The organism is Micromonospora sp. WMMD975 (assembly GCF_029581215.1).
GTDB lineage: Bacteria > Actinomycetota > Actinomycetes > Mycobacteriales > Micromonosporaceae > Micromonospora.
Window position 1 is genome coordinate 4,548,132 of sequence record NZ_CP120739.1, and the last position, 11,884, is coordinate 4,560,015.

Genomic DNA, 11,884 nt, shown 5'->3' on the forward strand with positions numbered 1-11,884 from the left:
ACCGTTCAGTAAAAGAGGCTGTGCAAAACCACACAGTTGGATGGCTGCACCGGTGGGCCGACCGGGGCTCCGGGTGTGGTCGGCCCACCTGGCGGATCACTCGCTCCGGGCGGTCTGCGGACCGGTGACGCGTTGCAGCAGCGGCAGCGTGGCGGCGATGACGGCGAGGCAGCCGAGCAGCCCGACGGCCACCACGGCGGCGAACCCGACCCCGGGCAGGCGCAGTTCGTAGTGCATCTGCGCGCGCAGGAACAGGTGCGCGGCGATCAGTCCCATCCCGACCGCGACCGCGGCGACGGTCAGCATCGGCACCGCGCTCTCCAGCACCACCACCCGGCGCAGCAGCCGCACCGGCGCGCCGCTGAGCCGCAGCAGGCTGAACGGCCGCTTCCGCTCGCTGAGACCGGCCGCCACGGCGACCGCCAGGCTGCACCCGGCGAGCGCCAGGCTGGACACCACGACCACGTCGGCCAACCGCTGCCAGCCCCGCATGGTGTCGGCGAAGTCGGCCTCGAAGTCGCCCGGTACGTTCGGGGCCACCACGAAGGCGGGGACCGCGCGTTCGATGACGGTCCGGGCCCGCTCGACGGCCGCCGCGCCGTCCGCGTCCACCGCCACCGAATCCGCCGGCAGCCCCGACAGGGCGGCCGGGTCGACAGTGGACGCCGGCCAGATCCGGTCCGCCGAGGCGGACTCCCGCCAGGGGATCAGGCCCGGTGCCACCTCGGCCACGGCCACCCCCGGCGCACAGCGCCCGTAGGCGGGTGGGATGTCCGCGCAGGCGATCACGCCGGGCTCGTGTCCGAGGTCGCGCACCGGGTTCTGCCGGACCACCACCGGATTGTGCACGCCGGGAACCGTGGCCAGGTCGGTCAGCAGCGCGGCGGGCACCGGCGCGTCGTTCACCAGATTGAACGACAGCCGACCGGCCTCCAGCGAACCTCGGGGGGCCGGGCCGCGCTCGGCGGCGATCGTGCCCATCACACCGACCGCCACGGTCGTCACGAAGAGCGCGAGCATCACCCCGCTGACCGCCCGGAAACCGGCGGCCGGGTTGTCGGCGAGCCGGCGGGCGGCGATCAGCGCCGCCGGCCGGCGCGCCCGGGCGGCCATCGCCCGCGCGCCGACCATGGTCAGCCAGGGCCCGCCGGTGACCAGCCCGGTCATCACCAGCAGCAGGGCGGGCAGGAAGAGCGCGGTCTGGCCGTCGCCGGTCTCGGGCCGGTAGAGCAGGCCGAGGCCCAGCCCGGCGAAACCGAGCACGAGCGGGATCAACCGGTACGCCCGCGGCGGCCTCGGTGTGACCCGCCGGGTGACGCCGAGCGGGGAGATCCGCACCCGGCGCAACGCCACCCGGGCGGCGACCGCCGCGCCCACCGGCACGCCGAGCGCCACCAGCAGCACGTCCGGCGCGCCGAGGGCGAGGTCGTCGGGAAAGTACGGCATGCCGGTGAACGGGATCCCGGCGAGCTGCCGGCGGAACGCGAGGAAGAGCGCGAAGCCGACCGCGACGCCTGCCGCCGCCGCGAGGGTGGCCTCCACGGCCGCGACCACCGAGATCTGTCGTGGGGTGGCGCCGACCAGGCGCATCGCGGCGAAGCGCTGCTCCCGGCGGGCAGCGCCGAGCCGGGTCGCGGTGCCGATGAAGATGAGGACGGGGAAGAGCAGCCCACCGACCACCACACCGAGGATGAGGTCGATCGCGGTCTCCGGTAACGGCGCCTCGTTGCCGTCCACCCGGGTGACCTTCCGGACCCGGTCCAGCGCGCCCACCTGCTCCGGGGTGCCGCCGACGAGGATGAGCAGCGTGTCCGGCGAGGTGAGCGCCGCCGGACCGACGGTCCCGAGGTCGCGGCCGGGATAGCGGTCGGCGAGCTGGTCCGCCGGGGTGGTGGCCAGCAGCTTCCGCAGCGCCGGGGAGGCGTACCACTCGCCGGGGCCGGGCACCCGGGGGACGCCGACCGGGGTGGGCGCGGTCGGACCGGTCGCGGCGACGTCGACGCGGGCGATCTGCGCGCCGTGGAAGTAGTCGGTCCGGGTCGACCAGAGCAGCGGGTCGGCGGCGCCGCCCGCCGTCTCCTGCGGATACATCGCGGCGTACCGGCCGAGCTGGGCGTTCGTGGCGTGCACGCCGGCCACGGTGGTGAGCAGCAGCCCGGTGCCGATCGCGACGGCGGCGGCGACGGCGGCCAGCCGGACGAGCGCCTCCCGGCCGCCCGCGACGGCCAGGCGCAGCGCGAGCGCGATCACGAGGCGACCCCGGCCGGCGCGTTGATCCGGCCGTCGCGCACCACGACCTCCCGGTCGGCGTACGCGGCGACCCGCGGTTCGTGGGTGACCAGGACGACGGTGGTGCCCTGGTCCCGGGCGGTGTCGACGAGCAGGTCCATCACCTCCTCGCCGGTGAGCGAGTCGAGCGCGCCGGTGGGCTCGTCGGCGAAGAGCACCTGCGGCCGGGCGACCAGGCCACGGGCCAGCGCCACGCGTTGGGCCTGCCCACCGGAGAGTTCGCCGGAGCGCCGGTGCTCCAGGCCGCCCAGCCCGAGCCGCTCGAACCAGGCGCGGGCGGACCGTAGCGCCGGGGCGCGTCGGACGCCGCCGAGCAGCAGCGGCAGCGCGACGTTCTCCGCCGCGGTGAGTTCCGGGACGAGCTGGCCGAACTGGAAGACGAACCCGAAGCGGTCGCGGCGCAACGCGCTCCGCTCCGCCTCGCCGAGCGCGTCGAGCCGGACGTCACCGAAGCGGACCTCGCCGGAGTCGGGCACCAGGATGCCGGCCAGGCAGTGCAGCAGCGTCGACTTGCCGGAGCCGCTGGGGCCCATCACGGCGACGATCTCACCGGCCTCGACGGCGAGGCTCGCGCCGCGCAGGGCCGGGGTGTCGCCGAACGAGAACGTGACGTCCCGGGCCTCGATGGTCACGGTCATCGCCGTACCGCCTTCCGTAGCGCGTCCAGTCGGGCGCCGGCCGTCTCGATCCATCGCAGGTCGGCCTCCAGGTGGTAGAGGCCGTGGTCGGCGAGCATCACGTCGACGAGCCCGCCGGCCCGCTTGACCTCGGTCAGCTCGCGCATCCGGCGCAGGTGCGCGGCGCGCTGGGTGTCGAGGTATTCCTCGGCCGGGCGGCCCAGCATGAGGGCGAGCACGACCTTGGCGAACAGCACGGTCTGGAGGTGTGGTTCCGGTTCGACCGGCTCGGTCAGCCAGTGCTCCACCTCGGTGGCGCCCCGGTCGGTGATGACGTAGCGCTTGCGGTCGGGGCCGGCGCCGGGCTCGACGTCGCTGACCACCACCTTTCCGTCCCGGGCCAGCCGGCTGAGCGTCGAGTAGACCTGCCCGTAGGGCAACGGCTTGCCGCGCCCGAAGAAGGTGTCGTAGTCGCGTTTCAGGTCGTAGCCGTGGCTGGGCTCGCGTTCGAGCAGGCCGAGCAGGGTCAGGGGCACCGTCATGGACCGAGACTACACCGGGTGTATACCCCGCGTATATAGTGAACCCGGGACCGCGGCGGGTGGCGGCAGGACGCACACTTGAGGCATGGACCAGCAGCTCGCGATCTCCGTACGGGGACTGCGCAAGACGTACGGCGACAACGTCGCGGTGGCCGGGGTGGACCTGGACGTCCACCGGGGAGAGGTGTTCGCCCTGCTCGGCCCGAACGGCGCGGGCAAGACCACCACGGTGGAGATCCTGGAGGGCTACCGGCACCGCGACGCCGGCGAGGTCCGGGTGCTCGGCGTCGACCCGGCTTCACCGGACGCCACCTGGCGCGCGAAGGTCGGCATCGTGCTCCAGGGCACCGGCGAGTTCGACGAGCTGACCGTCGGCGAGGTGGTCCGGCACTTCTCCGGCTTCTATCCGGACGCCGACGACCCGGCCAAGGTGGTCGAGCGGGTCGGGCTGGGCGCCAAGGCCAAGGCCCGTACGCACACGCTCTCCGGCGGGCAGAAGCGCCGCCTGGACGTGGCGCTGGGCATCGTCGGCCGCCCCGAGCTGCTCTTCCTCGACGAGCCGACCACCGGCTTCGACCCGGAGGCCCGGCGCGAGTTCTGGGAGCTGATCCGGGACCTCTCCGCCGCCGGCACCACGATCGTGCTCACCACGCACTACCTGGACGAGGCCGAGGCGCTCGCCGACCGGGTCGGCGTGATCGCCGCCGGGCGGGTGATCGAGGTCGCGCCGCCGAACGCGCTGGGCAACCGGCAGGAGTCGCTGGCGACCGTCTCCTGGCGTACCCCGGACGGGCTGGCCGAGTCGGCGGAGACCGCGACGCCGACGGCGCTCGTGGCCGAGCTGGCCGCGCGGTTCGGCGGCGAGGTGCCCGGCCTGGCCGTGCGCCGGCCCACCCTGGAAGACGTCTACCTGCGGATGATCGGACACTGATGACCACCACGACGAAGCCGGCGGCCCCGGTCGCCGCCGCGCCGACCCGGCGGCCCGGCGCGGGCGCGCTGGCGCTGCGCCAGGGCCGGCTGGAGATCACCCAGTTCCTGCGCAGCCGGGAGTCCGTCGTCTTCACGATGGGCTTCCCGATCATCATGATCCTGATCTTCGCGGCGATCTTCAGTGACGAGATCGCCCCGGGCGTCAGCTACACGCAATACTTCATCACCGGCATGATCGCGACCGGCCTGATGACGGTGAGCTTCCAGAACCTCGGCATCTGGATCCCGATCGAGCGGGACCGGGGCGTGCTCAAGCGCTACCGGGGCACGCCGATGCCGAAGTGGGTCTGGTTCGCCGGCAAGGTGCTCATGGTGGTGGCGATCGGCATCGCCGAGACCGCGCTGCTGCTCGCCGTGTCGGTGGCGCTGTTCGACCTCGACCTGCCGCAGACCGCCGCCAAGTGGCTGACGTTCGGCTGGGTCGCCGTCCTCGGCGTCACCGCCTGCACGCTCTGCGGCATCGCCATCTCGTCGCTGGCCCGCACCGCCCGCAGCGGCTCGGCCGTGGTCACCCCGGTCGCGCTGGTCCTCCAGTTCATCTCCGGCGTGTTCTTCGTCTTCACCAGCCTGCCGACCTGGATGCAGCAGGTCGCCGCGCTCTTCCCGCTCAAGTGGATGTGCCAGGGGCTGCGCTCGGTGTTCCTGCCGGACAGCTTCGGCGCCCAGGAGCCGGGCGGCTCGTTCGAGCTGGGCCGGGTGGCGCTGGTGCTGGGCGCATGGTGCGTGATCGGCCTGCTGCTGTGCCTGACCACCTTCCGCTGGACGACGCGCCGCGACGGTTGAGGTGGTAAGGCGGGGCCCCTTCTTAACGCCTGGCGTAGAGGAAGGGGCCCCGCTTAACACCCGGGGTGGCACACTGCCCGGCATGGGACGCACGCTGAGCCGGCGGACGCTGCTCACCGCCGCCGGAGGGGTCGCCGGCGCCGGCCTGGTCGGCGGGCTGGCCGCCCGGCAACTGTCCGGGCCCCGCCGCGGGCCGGCCCCCGCCCTGCCGGACGCGCCGGCCGGAGACGAGCGGCTGATCCGCATCGCGTCCGGCGCCCGTGGCCGGGAGGTCGACCTCTGGACGGCGGTGCCCGAGGGGTACGGCGACGGCCGCGGCCTGCCCGTCTGCCTGGTGTTGCACGGCGCGTCGGCCACCCCGCGCGACTACGGCCGGTTCGGGCTGGCCCGCTTCCTCTCCGACGCCGTACGCCGCGGCGCACCGCCGTTCGCGCTCGCCGGCGCGACAGGTGGCCGGCTCTCCTGGCGCCGGAGCGGCGACGACGACCCGCAGCGGATGGTGCGCGAGGAGGTGCCCGCCTGGTGCGCCCGGCGCGGCTTCGACAGCAGCCGGGTGGCCGTCTGGGGCTGGTCGATGGGGGGCTTCGGGGCGCTGCTGCTCGCCGAGGCGTACCCGAAATGGCTGCGGATGGCCGCGGCCTTCTCCCCCGCGGTGCGCCCCGGCGACGCGGTCTTCACCGGCGTCGACAAGCTGCGTGGCACCCCGGTCGGGCTCTGGTGCGGCCGGCAGGACAACTTCCTCAAGGATGTCCGGGCCCTGGACCGGGCGCTGCCCGAGCGCCCGGTACGCGCGGCCTGGACGGACGGGCGGCACAACTTCGGCTACTGGGGCACCGTCATCCCCGACGCGTTCGCGCTGCTCGGCGCCGCGCTCACCCCGCCCCGGACGTGAGTCGTCCGGGGCGGTAGCCGCGCTCAGTACGGATAGAAGCCCTGCCCGGTCTTGCGGCCCAGGTCACCAGCGGTGGCCATGCGCTGGAGCAGCTCCGGCGGGAAGAACTTCTCGTCGGCGGTGTCGGTGTAGATGTTGCGGGTGGCGTTGAGCAGCACGTCCACGCCGGTCAGGTCGACCGTGGCCAGCGGGCCCATGGCGTGCCCGAAACCCAGCTTGCAGGCGGTGTCCAGGTCCTCGGCGGAGATCACGCCGGACTCGACGAGCTTGACCGCCTCCATCGCCAGGGCGCAGATCAGCCGGGTGGTGACGAAGCCGGCGATGTCCCGGTTGACCACCACCACCGTCTTGCCGATCTCCTCGGCGAAACCCCGGGCGGCGTCCATCGTCGCGTCGCTCGTCTTGTAGCCCCGGACCAGCTCGCAGAGCTTCATCATCGGCACCGGGGAGAAGAAGTGGGTGCCGACCACCGACTCCGGACGCTGCGTGGCGGTGGCGATCTGGGTGACCGGGATGGCCGAGGTGTTGGTGGCAAGCACCGCGTCCGCCTTGCAGATCTTGTCCAGCGCGCGGAACACCTCGTGCTTGATCTCGATCTTCTCGAAGACGGCCTCGACCACGATGTCCGCGTCGGCCGCCGCCTCCAGCTCGGTGGTCGGGGTGATCCGGCTCAGCGTCGCCTCGACGTCGGACGCCTCGATCTTGCCCTTCTCGGCGAACTTCGCCAGCGACTTCCGGATGCCGTCGACGCCCCGCTCCGTGGCCGCGTCGTCCACGTCGCGCAGCGTCACCTGCCAGCCCGCCTGCGCCGCGACCTGAGCGATGCCCGAGCCCATCAGCCCGGCACCGACGACCGCCAGTCGACCCGCCATCTGCTTCTCCCTCGCCCGTGGTTCTCCACTGTCCTGGAGAACCCTACTTAACGAGGGATAAGGAGCGTCAGATGGCCAGGTCCGGTTCCTCCGGCGCGGTGCCCCGCTCCACCTCGACGCCGAGCGCCCGCAGGTCCGCCACGAAGTCCGGGTAACCCCGGTCGACGTGGTGCACGTGCGACACCTCGGTGACCCCGTCCGCGCAGAGCCCGGCGATGATCAGGCCGGCGCCGGCCCGGATGTCGGTGGCGCGCACCGGCGCGCCGGAGAGCCGCTCCCGGCCGCACACCAGGGCGTGGTGACCATCGGTACGGATCTCCGCGCCGAGCCGCATCATCTCGTTGGCGAACATGAACCGGCCGTCGAAGATGTTCTCCGTGATCAGGGAACCGCCCTCGCTGACCGCGGCCAGCCCGATCGCCATCGGCAACAGGTCGGTGGCGAACCCCGGGAAGGGCAACGTGACCACGTCCACCGCCGCCGGCCGGTCGTCCATCCGTACCCGGAAGGTGTCGCCGCGCGTCTCCACCAGGCCGCCGGCCGCGACCAGCTTGTCCAGCGCGACCGCCAGGTACGCCGGGTCCAGGCCGGTCACGGTGACGTCGCCCCGGGTCATCGCCGCGGCGAACGCCCAGGTGCCGGCGACGATCCGGTCCCCCACCGTGGCGTGCCGCACCGGGCGCAGGCCGGGCACGCCGACGATGCGCAGCGTCGACGTGCCGGCCCCTTCGATCCGGGCGCCCATCCGGCTCAGCATGGTGCAGATGTCGACGATCTCCGGCTCCCGGGCCGCGTTGTCGATCGTCGTGCCGCCCCGGGCCAGCACGGCCGCCATCACCAGGTTCTCGGTCGCGCCGACGCTCGGGAAGTCCAGCACGATGTCCGCGCCGTGCAGCCCGTCCGGCGCCTCGGCGATGACGAACCCGTGCTCGCCGGAGATCTCCGCGCCCATCCGGGCCAGCCCGGCGATGTGCATGTCCAGGCCGCGCGAGCCGATGGCGTCGCCGCCGGGGTGGGCCACCCGCACGTGCCCGCGGCGGGCCAGCAGCGGGCCGAGCACACAGATCGAGGCACGCAGCCGGCGGACCAACTCGTAGTCGGCCTCCGCGCCGGGCCGCTCCGGCACGTCGATGACGACCGAGCGGGACCGTTCCTTGCCGCCGCGGGCCACCATCGGGTCGACCGGGTCGTCCGGGCCGAAGCGTACGCCGCAGCCGAGCCGCCGCAGCACCTCACCCATGATCGCGATGTCGGTGATCCGGGGCACGTTGGTGATCACGCTCCGGCCGGGCGCGAGCAGCGCGGCGGCCATCAGCTTCAACGCCGAGTTCTTCGCGCCCACCACGTGCACGGTGCCGGCCAGCCGGGCCTCCCCCCGTACCCGGATGACGTCGACGTCGCTGACCGCCGGGTCGCCGGCGTCACCCGGCCCCACCGCGGTCGGCCGGTCCGGCCGCACCGGGATGGTCAGGTCCGGTATCCGTAGGCTGTGCGTCATGGCCGTCCACCTCACGCGCATCTACACCAAGGCCGGCGACGCCGGCATGACCAGGCTGAGCAACAACGAGCAGGTGCCGAAGACCGATCCACGGATCGTCGCGTACGCGGACGTCGACGAGTGCAACGCCTCCATCGGCGTCGCCCTCGCCCTCGGGCAACTCCCCGACGACCTGCGTACCGTGCTGGAAACCGTGCAGAACGACATGTTCGACGTCGGAGCGGACCTGGCGACGCCGGTGGAGCCGGACCCCGCGTACCCGCCGCTGCGGGTCACCGAGGAGTACGTCGAGCGCCTCGAAGGCTGGTGCGACGAATACAACGCGCGCCTGAGCAAGCTCGACTCCTTCATCCTCCCCGGCGGCACCGCGGGCGCGGCACTGCTGCACGTGGCACGGACGACCGCCCGGCGCGCCGAGCGTGCGGCATGGGCGCTCGTCACGGTCGACCCCGACCGGACCAGCACCCTCCCGGCAAAGTATCTCAACCGGCTCTCCGATCTGCTTTTCATCCTGTCAAGAACGGCCAATCCGGGCGGAGACGTGCTATGGGTGCCGGGCGGGAAACGCTGACCGCCGGCGGCCTGCACCACGTGGAGGTCTGGGTACCCGACCTGGCGGCGGCCAGACGTGCCTGGGGCTGGCTTCTCGGCGAGCTGGGCTGGACGCCGTACCAGGACTGGCCGGCCGGCCGGTCCTGGCGGCACGGGCCCACCTACCTGGTGCTGGAGGAGTCGCCGGCGCTCGCCGGCCGCGTCCACGACCGGCTCGCGCCGGGCCTCAACCATTTGGCCTTCCATGCCGGCCCGCCGACGGCCGTCGACCGCCTGGTCGCCGCCGCCCCCGAGCACGGCTGGGCGTTGCTCTTCCCGGACCGGCATCCGCACGCCGGCGGCCCGGACAGCTACGCCGCCTACCTCACCGACAACCAGGGGTACGAGGTCGAGCTGGTCGCCTCGTTCGGTTAAGGAGGGGCCCCCGCTTAACGCCTCCGGTAGAGGAAGGGCCCCGCTTAACACGAGGGTGTGCAAGCACCGACAGGCGCTCTGTGGACGTCTCCGGCCCCCCGAGACGTCCACAGCGCTCCACTCGCGCCCCCGCTCGGCCGATGATGGGTGTGGCGCCGCAGACGGCGGAGTGGGGTGCTATGGGTGTGTTCGGGGGGGGCGACCACACATCACTCGCGTCATCGCCAAGCCGTTTCCACCCGAAGGCGACAGAGCGTGCTGACAACCCGACCGGGCGTCAGGCGGCGGGCCAGTCCTGCGAGGCCATACGCGGCGAGACCGCCCCCGGAGGGGCGGCCTCGAGCCAGGAGAGGAAGCCGGTGACCGTGGATCGCGCCATGGCGATCTCGACCGGGGCGTGGTGACTGGTACAGCGCAGGATCACCCAGTCCGACGGCATCGAGAGGCGCTCCTGCCCCTCCGGCAGCCGGCGTCGCTCCACCGCCAGCCCCTTGCGGGAGAGCACCCGTTTCGGGCGCAGCGCGAAGCTGAACATGCGGTACCACCGGAGCTGGTCACCGACGAAGCGACCGAAGCCGGGCGACCAACCGCGACCGTCGAGCATGGTGGTGACCCGGACGCTCAGCCGGATGATGCCCCCGCTACGGGTGAACAGGGCCCGCCGAATGAAGAGGATCAGGAGCGCGACGACGACTATCGCGACGCCGACTCCGATCCCTTCCACGATCTCCATCGGCGGGTCGGCTCAGCGGGCCGGGGTGGCCGGGGTGGCACTCTCGGCGAGGACTGTCACGCCCTCACCGGTCACCGACAGGAAGCCGCCGGCGACGTCGTACGCGACCTGCTGGCCGCCGGCCTGCTTGATGCGGACCTGGCTGGGCTCCGCGAGCTGGCCGAGCAACGGCGCGTGCCCCGGCAGCACACCGAGCTCACCCTCGGTCGTCCGGGCGACGACCATCTCGGCCTCACCGGTCCAGACCTTCTCCTCGACGGCTACGAGCTCGACGTGAAGCTGCTGTGCCACGCTGTCTCCTTGCTGCGGCGGCGGATTGCCGAAAGTCTAGTCGCGGGCTCACCGCCCGCCCACGGCGGGTGGTGAGAGCCGGACCACGTCGTACCGCACCCGCTCAGGCTAATTGCTCTTCTGCTTGAAGTCGGGGTGCTCCAGCAGGAACGCGTCGAGCTGGTCGGCGCGCAGGGCGGCGAAGAAGTCGTCGGCCGGGTCCAACAGCTGCTCACCCCGGTAGGCGCTGCCGCTTCCGATCGGGGCGCCGGGCAGCTTGATCGTCTCGATCGAGTCGGAGCGGATGTCCTTCAGGGCGAGGCCGAAGTCGACGACGCTGTTGCCCCGGCCGTTGAAGATCAGCGACTGCCCGGCCGCGCGGAGCACCCGGTCCAGCTTGATCGGGTTGGCCACCACGTCGGCGCCGAACGCCTGGCTCACCATTGCCTTGACGAACTGCTGCTGGTGCCGCTGCCGGCCGTAGTCGGCGTCCGGCACGCCGTTCTTCGGGTAGCGCTGCCGGACGTAGTCCAGCGCCTGCCAGCCGTTGAGGTGGGCGTTGCCCTTCTCGTACCGCGCCTGCGGGCCGAGGTAGCCGCCGCCACCGGGCTTGAGCTGGCGGGGCGAGCCATCCGGCTGGAGGTGTTCGGACTTGACGTCGCGTTCGATGTACATGTCGACGCCGCCCATGGCGTCGACGATCTTCTTGAACCCGCTGAAGTTGATGATCGCGCCGGCGTCGAACCGCTTGATGCCGGTGACCTCCTGGACGGTCTTGGCGAGCAGCTCGAAGCCCTGCGCGGCGCTCGGGTCCTTGCCCGGCACGTTGCTGCCGTGCGACATGGCGGCGTTGATCCGGTCGTTGCCACCGCGGTAGTCGGCCTTCGGGAAGGCCGGGATGTCCACCCGCAGGTCACGCGGGAGGGAGAAGAGATAGCCCCGGTCCATGCCGGCCGGCACGTGCAGGACCATGATCGAGTCGGAGAGCGGCCGGGTCCTCGGATTGCGGGGGTCGATGCCGACAAGCAGGATGTTGAGCGGGCCCTTGATGTCGCTCTTCTTCTCGGTGGCACCGGCGGCCTGCTCGCCGAAGAGGTCGCCCTTGCCGACCGCTCCCTCGTAGCGCGCCACGAGTGTGTTGTAGCCCACGAGCACCGAGCCGCTGAGCACCATCATGACGATCCCGACGATCGTGGACAGTCGGGCCCATCGCGGCACGCCACGCCACAGGGACCGCCTGCCGCGATCCGCGCCGCCCTTACCCACGAGCATCTCCAATCGTCGCGCCCACGAAGAGAAGACGGGCGCGGGGGTCCGTTTCGTTGCAGAGATCAACGACCGTGATGCGAATTCGTGTCACGAACGGTACCGCGCCCTCCCGCGAACCGCCCGCCCGCGATCCGGACCTCGGGTAGGTGAACGGCCTGGA

The 11,884-nt window shown here is 72.5% G+C and carries 13 protein-coding genes; 5 read left to right on the forward strand and 8 right to left on the reverse strand.

Translation table 11 applies throughout. The features are described 5' to 3' along the window. Positions 1-96: 96 nt before the first annotated feature. From O7613_RS19880 to O7613_RS19890, 3 genes are read right to left on the reverse strand one after another with little or no spacing between them, the layout of a single operon-like run. The gene (locus tag O7613_RS19880; RefSeq protein ID WP_281586933.1) at positions 97-2,250 is read right to left on the reverse strand and encodes an FtsX-like permease family protein; all 2,154 of its coding nucleotides are present in this window, start codon (positions 2,248-2,250) and stop codon (positions 97-99) included. Continuing rightward, positions 2,247-2,927: an ABC transporter ATP-binding protein gene (locus O7613_RS19885; protein WP_282289564.1), complete on the reverse strand. Its 681-nt coding sequence runs from the start codon at positions 2,925-2,927 to the stop codon at positions 2,247-2,249. Before O7613_RS19885 ends, O7613_RS19880 begins: the two co-directional genes overlap by 4 nt. Further along, complete coding sequence (locus O7613_RS19890; protein ID WP_282289565.1) at positions 2,924-3,448, reverse strand: PadR family transcriptional regulator; 525 nt, start codon at positions 3,446-3,448, stop codon at positions 2,924-2,926. The genes O7613_RS19885 and O7613_RS19890 overlap by 4 nt, the downstream gene beginning before the upstream one ends. Before the next feature lie 85 nt (positions 3,449-3,533). On the opposite strand from O7613_RS19890, the gene O7613_RS19895 reads away from it, so the two are divergent. From O7613_RS19895 to O7613_RS19905, 3 genes are all read left to right on the forward strand, one after another. Next, positions 3,534-4,379 (forward strand): ABC transporter ATP-binding protein, encoded by an 846-nt coding sequence (locus O7613_RS19895; protein WP_281586930.1) that lies wholly within the window; start codon positions 3,534-3,536, stop codon positions 4,377-4,379. Continuing rightward, entirely contained in the window at positions 4,379-5,224 is an 846-nt protein-coding gene (locus O7613_RS19900) for an ABC transporter permease (RefSeq protein ID WP_282289566.1), read from the forward strand. The genes O7613_RS19895 and O7613_RS19900 overlap by 1 nt, the downstream gene beginning before the upstream one ends. An 82-nt stretch (positions 5,225-5,306) precedes the next feature. Beyond that, positions 5,307-6,116, forward strand: a complete 810-nt coding sequence (locus O7613_RS19905; RefSeq protein ID WP_282289567.1) for an alpha/beta hydrolase-fold protein — start codon at positions 5,307-5,309, stop codon at positions 6,114-6,116. Between the two features lie 23 nt (positions 6,117-6,139). On the opposite strand, the gene O7613_RS19910 is transcribed toward O7613_RS19905, so the two are convergent. Both O7613_RS19910 and murA read right to left on the reverse strand, forming a co-directional pair. Next, a complete protein-coding gene (locus O7613_RS19910; RefSeq protein ID WP_281586927.1) occupies positions 6,140-6,988 on the reverse strand; it encodes a 3-hydroxyacyl-CoA dehydrogenase family protein in 849 nt (282 codons plus the stop codon). Between the two features lie 67 nt (positions 6,989-7,055). Continuing rightward, positions 7,056-8,486: a UDP-N-acetylglucosamine 1-carboxyvinyltransferase gene (gene murA / locus O7613_RS19915; protein ID WP_281586926.1), complete on the reverse strand. Its 1,431-nt coding sequence runs from the start codon at positions 8,484-8,486 to the stop codon at positions 7,056-7,058. Between murA and O7613_RS19920 the strand changes: the two genes are divergently transcribed. Further along, positions 8,485-9,057, forward strand: a complete 573-nt coding sequence (locus tag O7613_RS19920) for a cob(I)yrinic acid a,c-diamide adenosyltransferase (RefSeq protein WP_281586925.1) — start codon at positions 8,485-8,487, stop codon at positions 9,055-9,057. The two genes, murA and O7613_RS19920, sit on opposite strands and share 2 nt — an antisense overlap. Further along, a complete protein-coding gene (locus tag O7613_RS19925; protein ID WP_282289568.1) occupies positions 9,033-9,452 on the forward strand; it encodes a VOC family protein in 420 nt (139 codons plus the stop codon). The genes O7613_RS19920 and O7613_RS19925 overlap by 25 nt, the downstream gene beginning before the upstream one ends. Before the next feature lie 277 nt (positions 9,453-9,729). On the opposite strand, the gene O7613_RS19930 is transcribed toward O7613_RS19925, so the two are convergent. The 3 genes from O7613_RS19930 to O7613_RS19940 form a co-directional block, all read right to left on the reverse strand. Then, on the reverse strand, positions 9,730-10,185 hold the full coding sequence (locus tag O7613_RS19930) for a DUF2550 domain-containing protein (protein ID WP_281586923.1): 456 nt from the start codon (positions 10,183-10,185) through the stop codon (positions 9,730-9,732). A gap of 12 nt (positions 10,186-10,197) precedes the next feature. Beyond that, entirely contained in the window at positions 10,198-10,476 is a 279-nt protein-coding gene (locus tag O7613_RS19935; RefSeq protein WP_047893558.1) for a F0F1 ATP synthase subunit epsilon, read from the reverse strand. Between the two features lie 108 nt (positions 10,477-10,584). After that, the gene (locus tag O7613_RS19940; RefSeq protein WP_282289569.1) at positions 10,585-11,727 is read right to left on the reverse strand and encodes an LCP family protein; all 1,143 of its coding nucleotides are present in this window, start codon (positions 11,725-11,727) and stop codon (positions 10,585-10,587) included. Positions 11,728-11,884 lie beyond the last annotated feature (157 nt).

Bases quoted from the DNA above. Each gene is read 5' to 3' on its own strand.
- O7613_RS19885 (WP_282289564.1), bottom strand. From the start codon at position 2,927: ATGACCGTGACCATCGAGGCCCGGGACGTCACGTTCTCGTTCGGCGAC.
- O7613_RS19890 (WP_282289565.1), bottom strand. From the start codon at position 3,448: ATGACGGTGCCCCTGACCCTGCTCGGCCTGCTCGAACGCGAGCCCAGC.
- O7613_RS19895 (WP_281586930.1), top strand. From the start codon at position 3,534: ATGGACCAGCAGCTCGCGATCTCCGTACGGGGACTGCGCAAGACGTAC.
- O7613_RS19900 (WP_282289566.1), top strand. From the start codon at position 4,379: ATGACCACCACGACGAAGCCGGCGGCCCCGGTCGCCGCCGCGCCGACC.
- O7613_RS19905 (WP_282289567.1), top strand. From the start codon at position 5,307: ATGGGACGCACGCTGAGCCGGCGGACGCTGCTCACCGCCGCCGGAGGG.
- O7613_RS19910 (WP_281586927.1), bottom strand. From the start codon at position 6,988: ATGGCGGGTCGACTGGCGGTCGTCGGTGCCGGGCTGATGGGCTCGGGC.
- O7613_RS19920 (WP_281586925.1), top strand. From the start codon at position 8,485: ATGGCCGTCCACCTCACGCGCATCTACACCAAGGCCGGCGACGCCGGC.
- murA (WP_281586926.1), bottom strand. From the start codon at position 8,486: ATGACGCACAGCCTACGGATACCGGACCTGACCATCCCGGTGCGGCCG.
- O7613_RS19925 (WP_282289568.1), top strand. From the start codon at position 9,033: ATGGGTGCCGGGCGGGAAACGCTGACCGCCGGCGGCCTGCACCACGTG.
- O7613_RS19930 (WP_281586923.1), bottom strand. From the start codon at position 10,185: ATGGAGATCGTGGAAGGGATCGGAGTCGGCGTCGCGATAGTCGTCGTC.
- O7613_RS19940 (WP_282289569.1), bottom strand. From the start codon at position 11,727: ATGCTCGTGGGTAAGGGCGGCGCGGATCGCGGCAGGCGGTCCCTGTGG.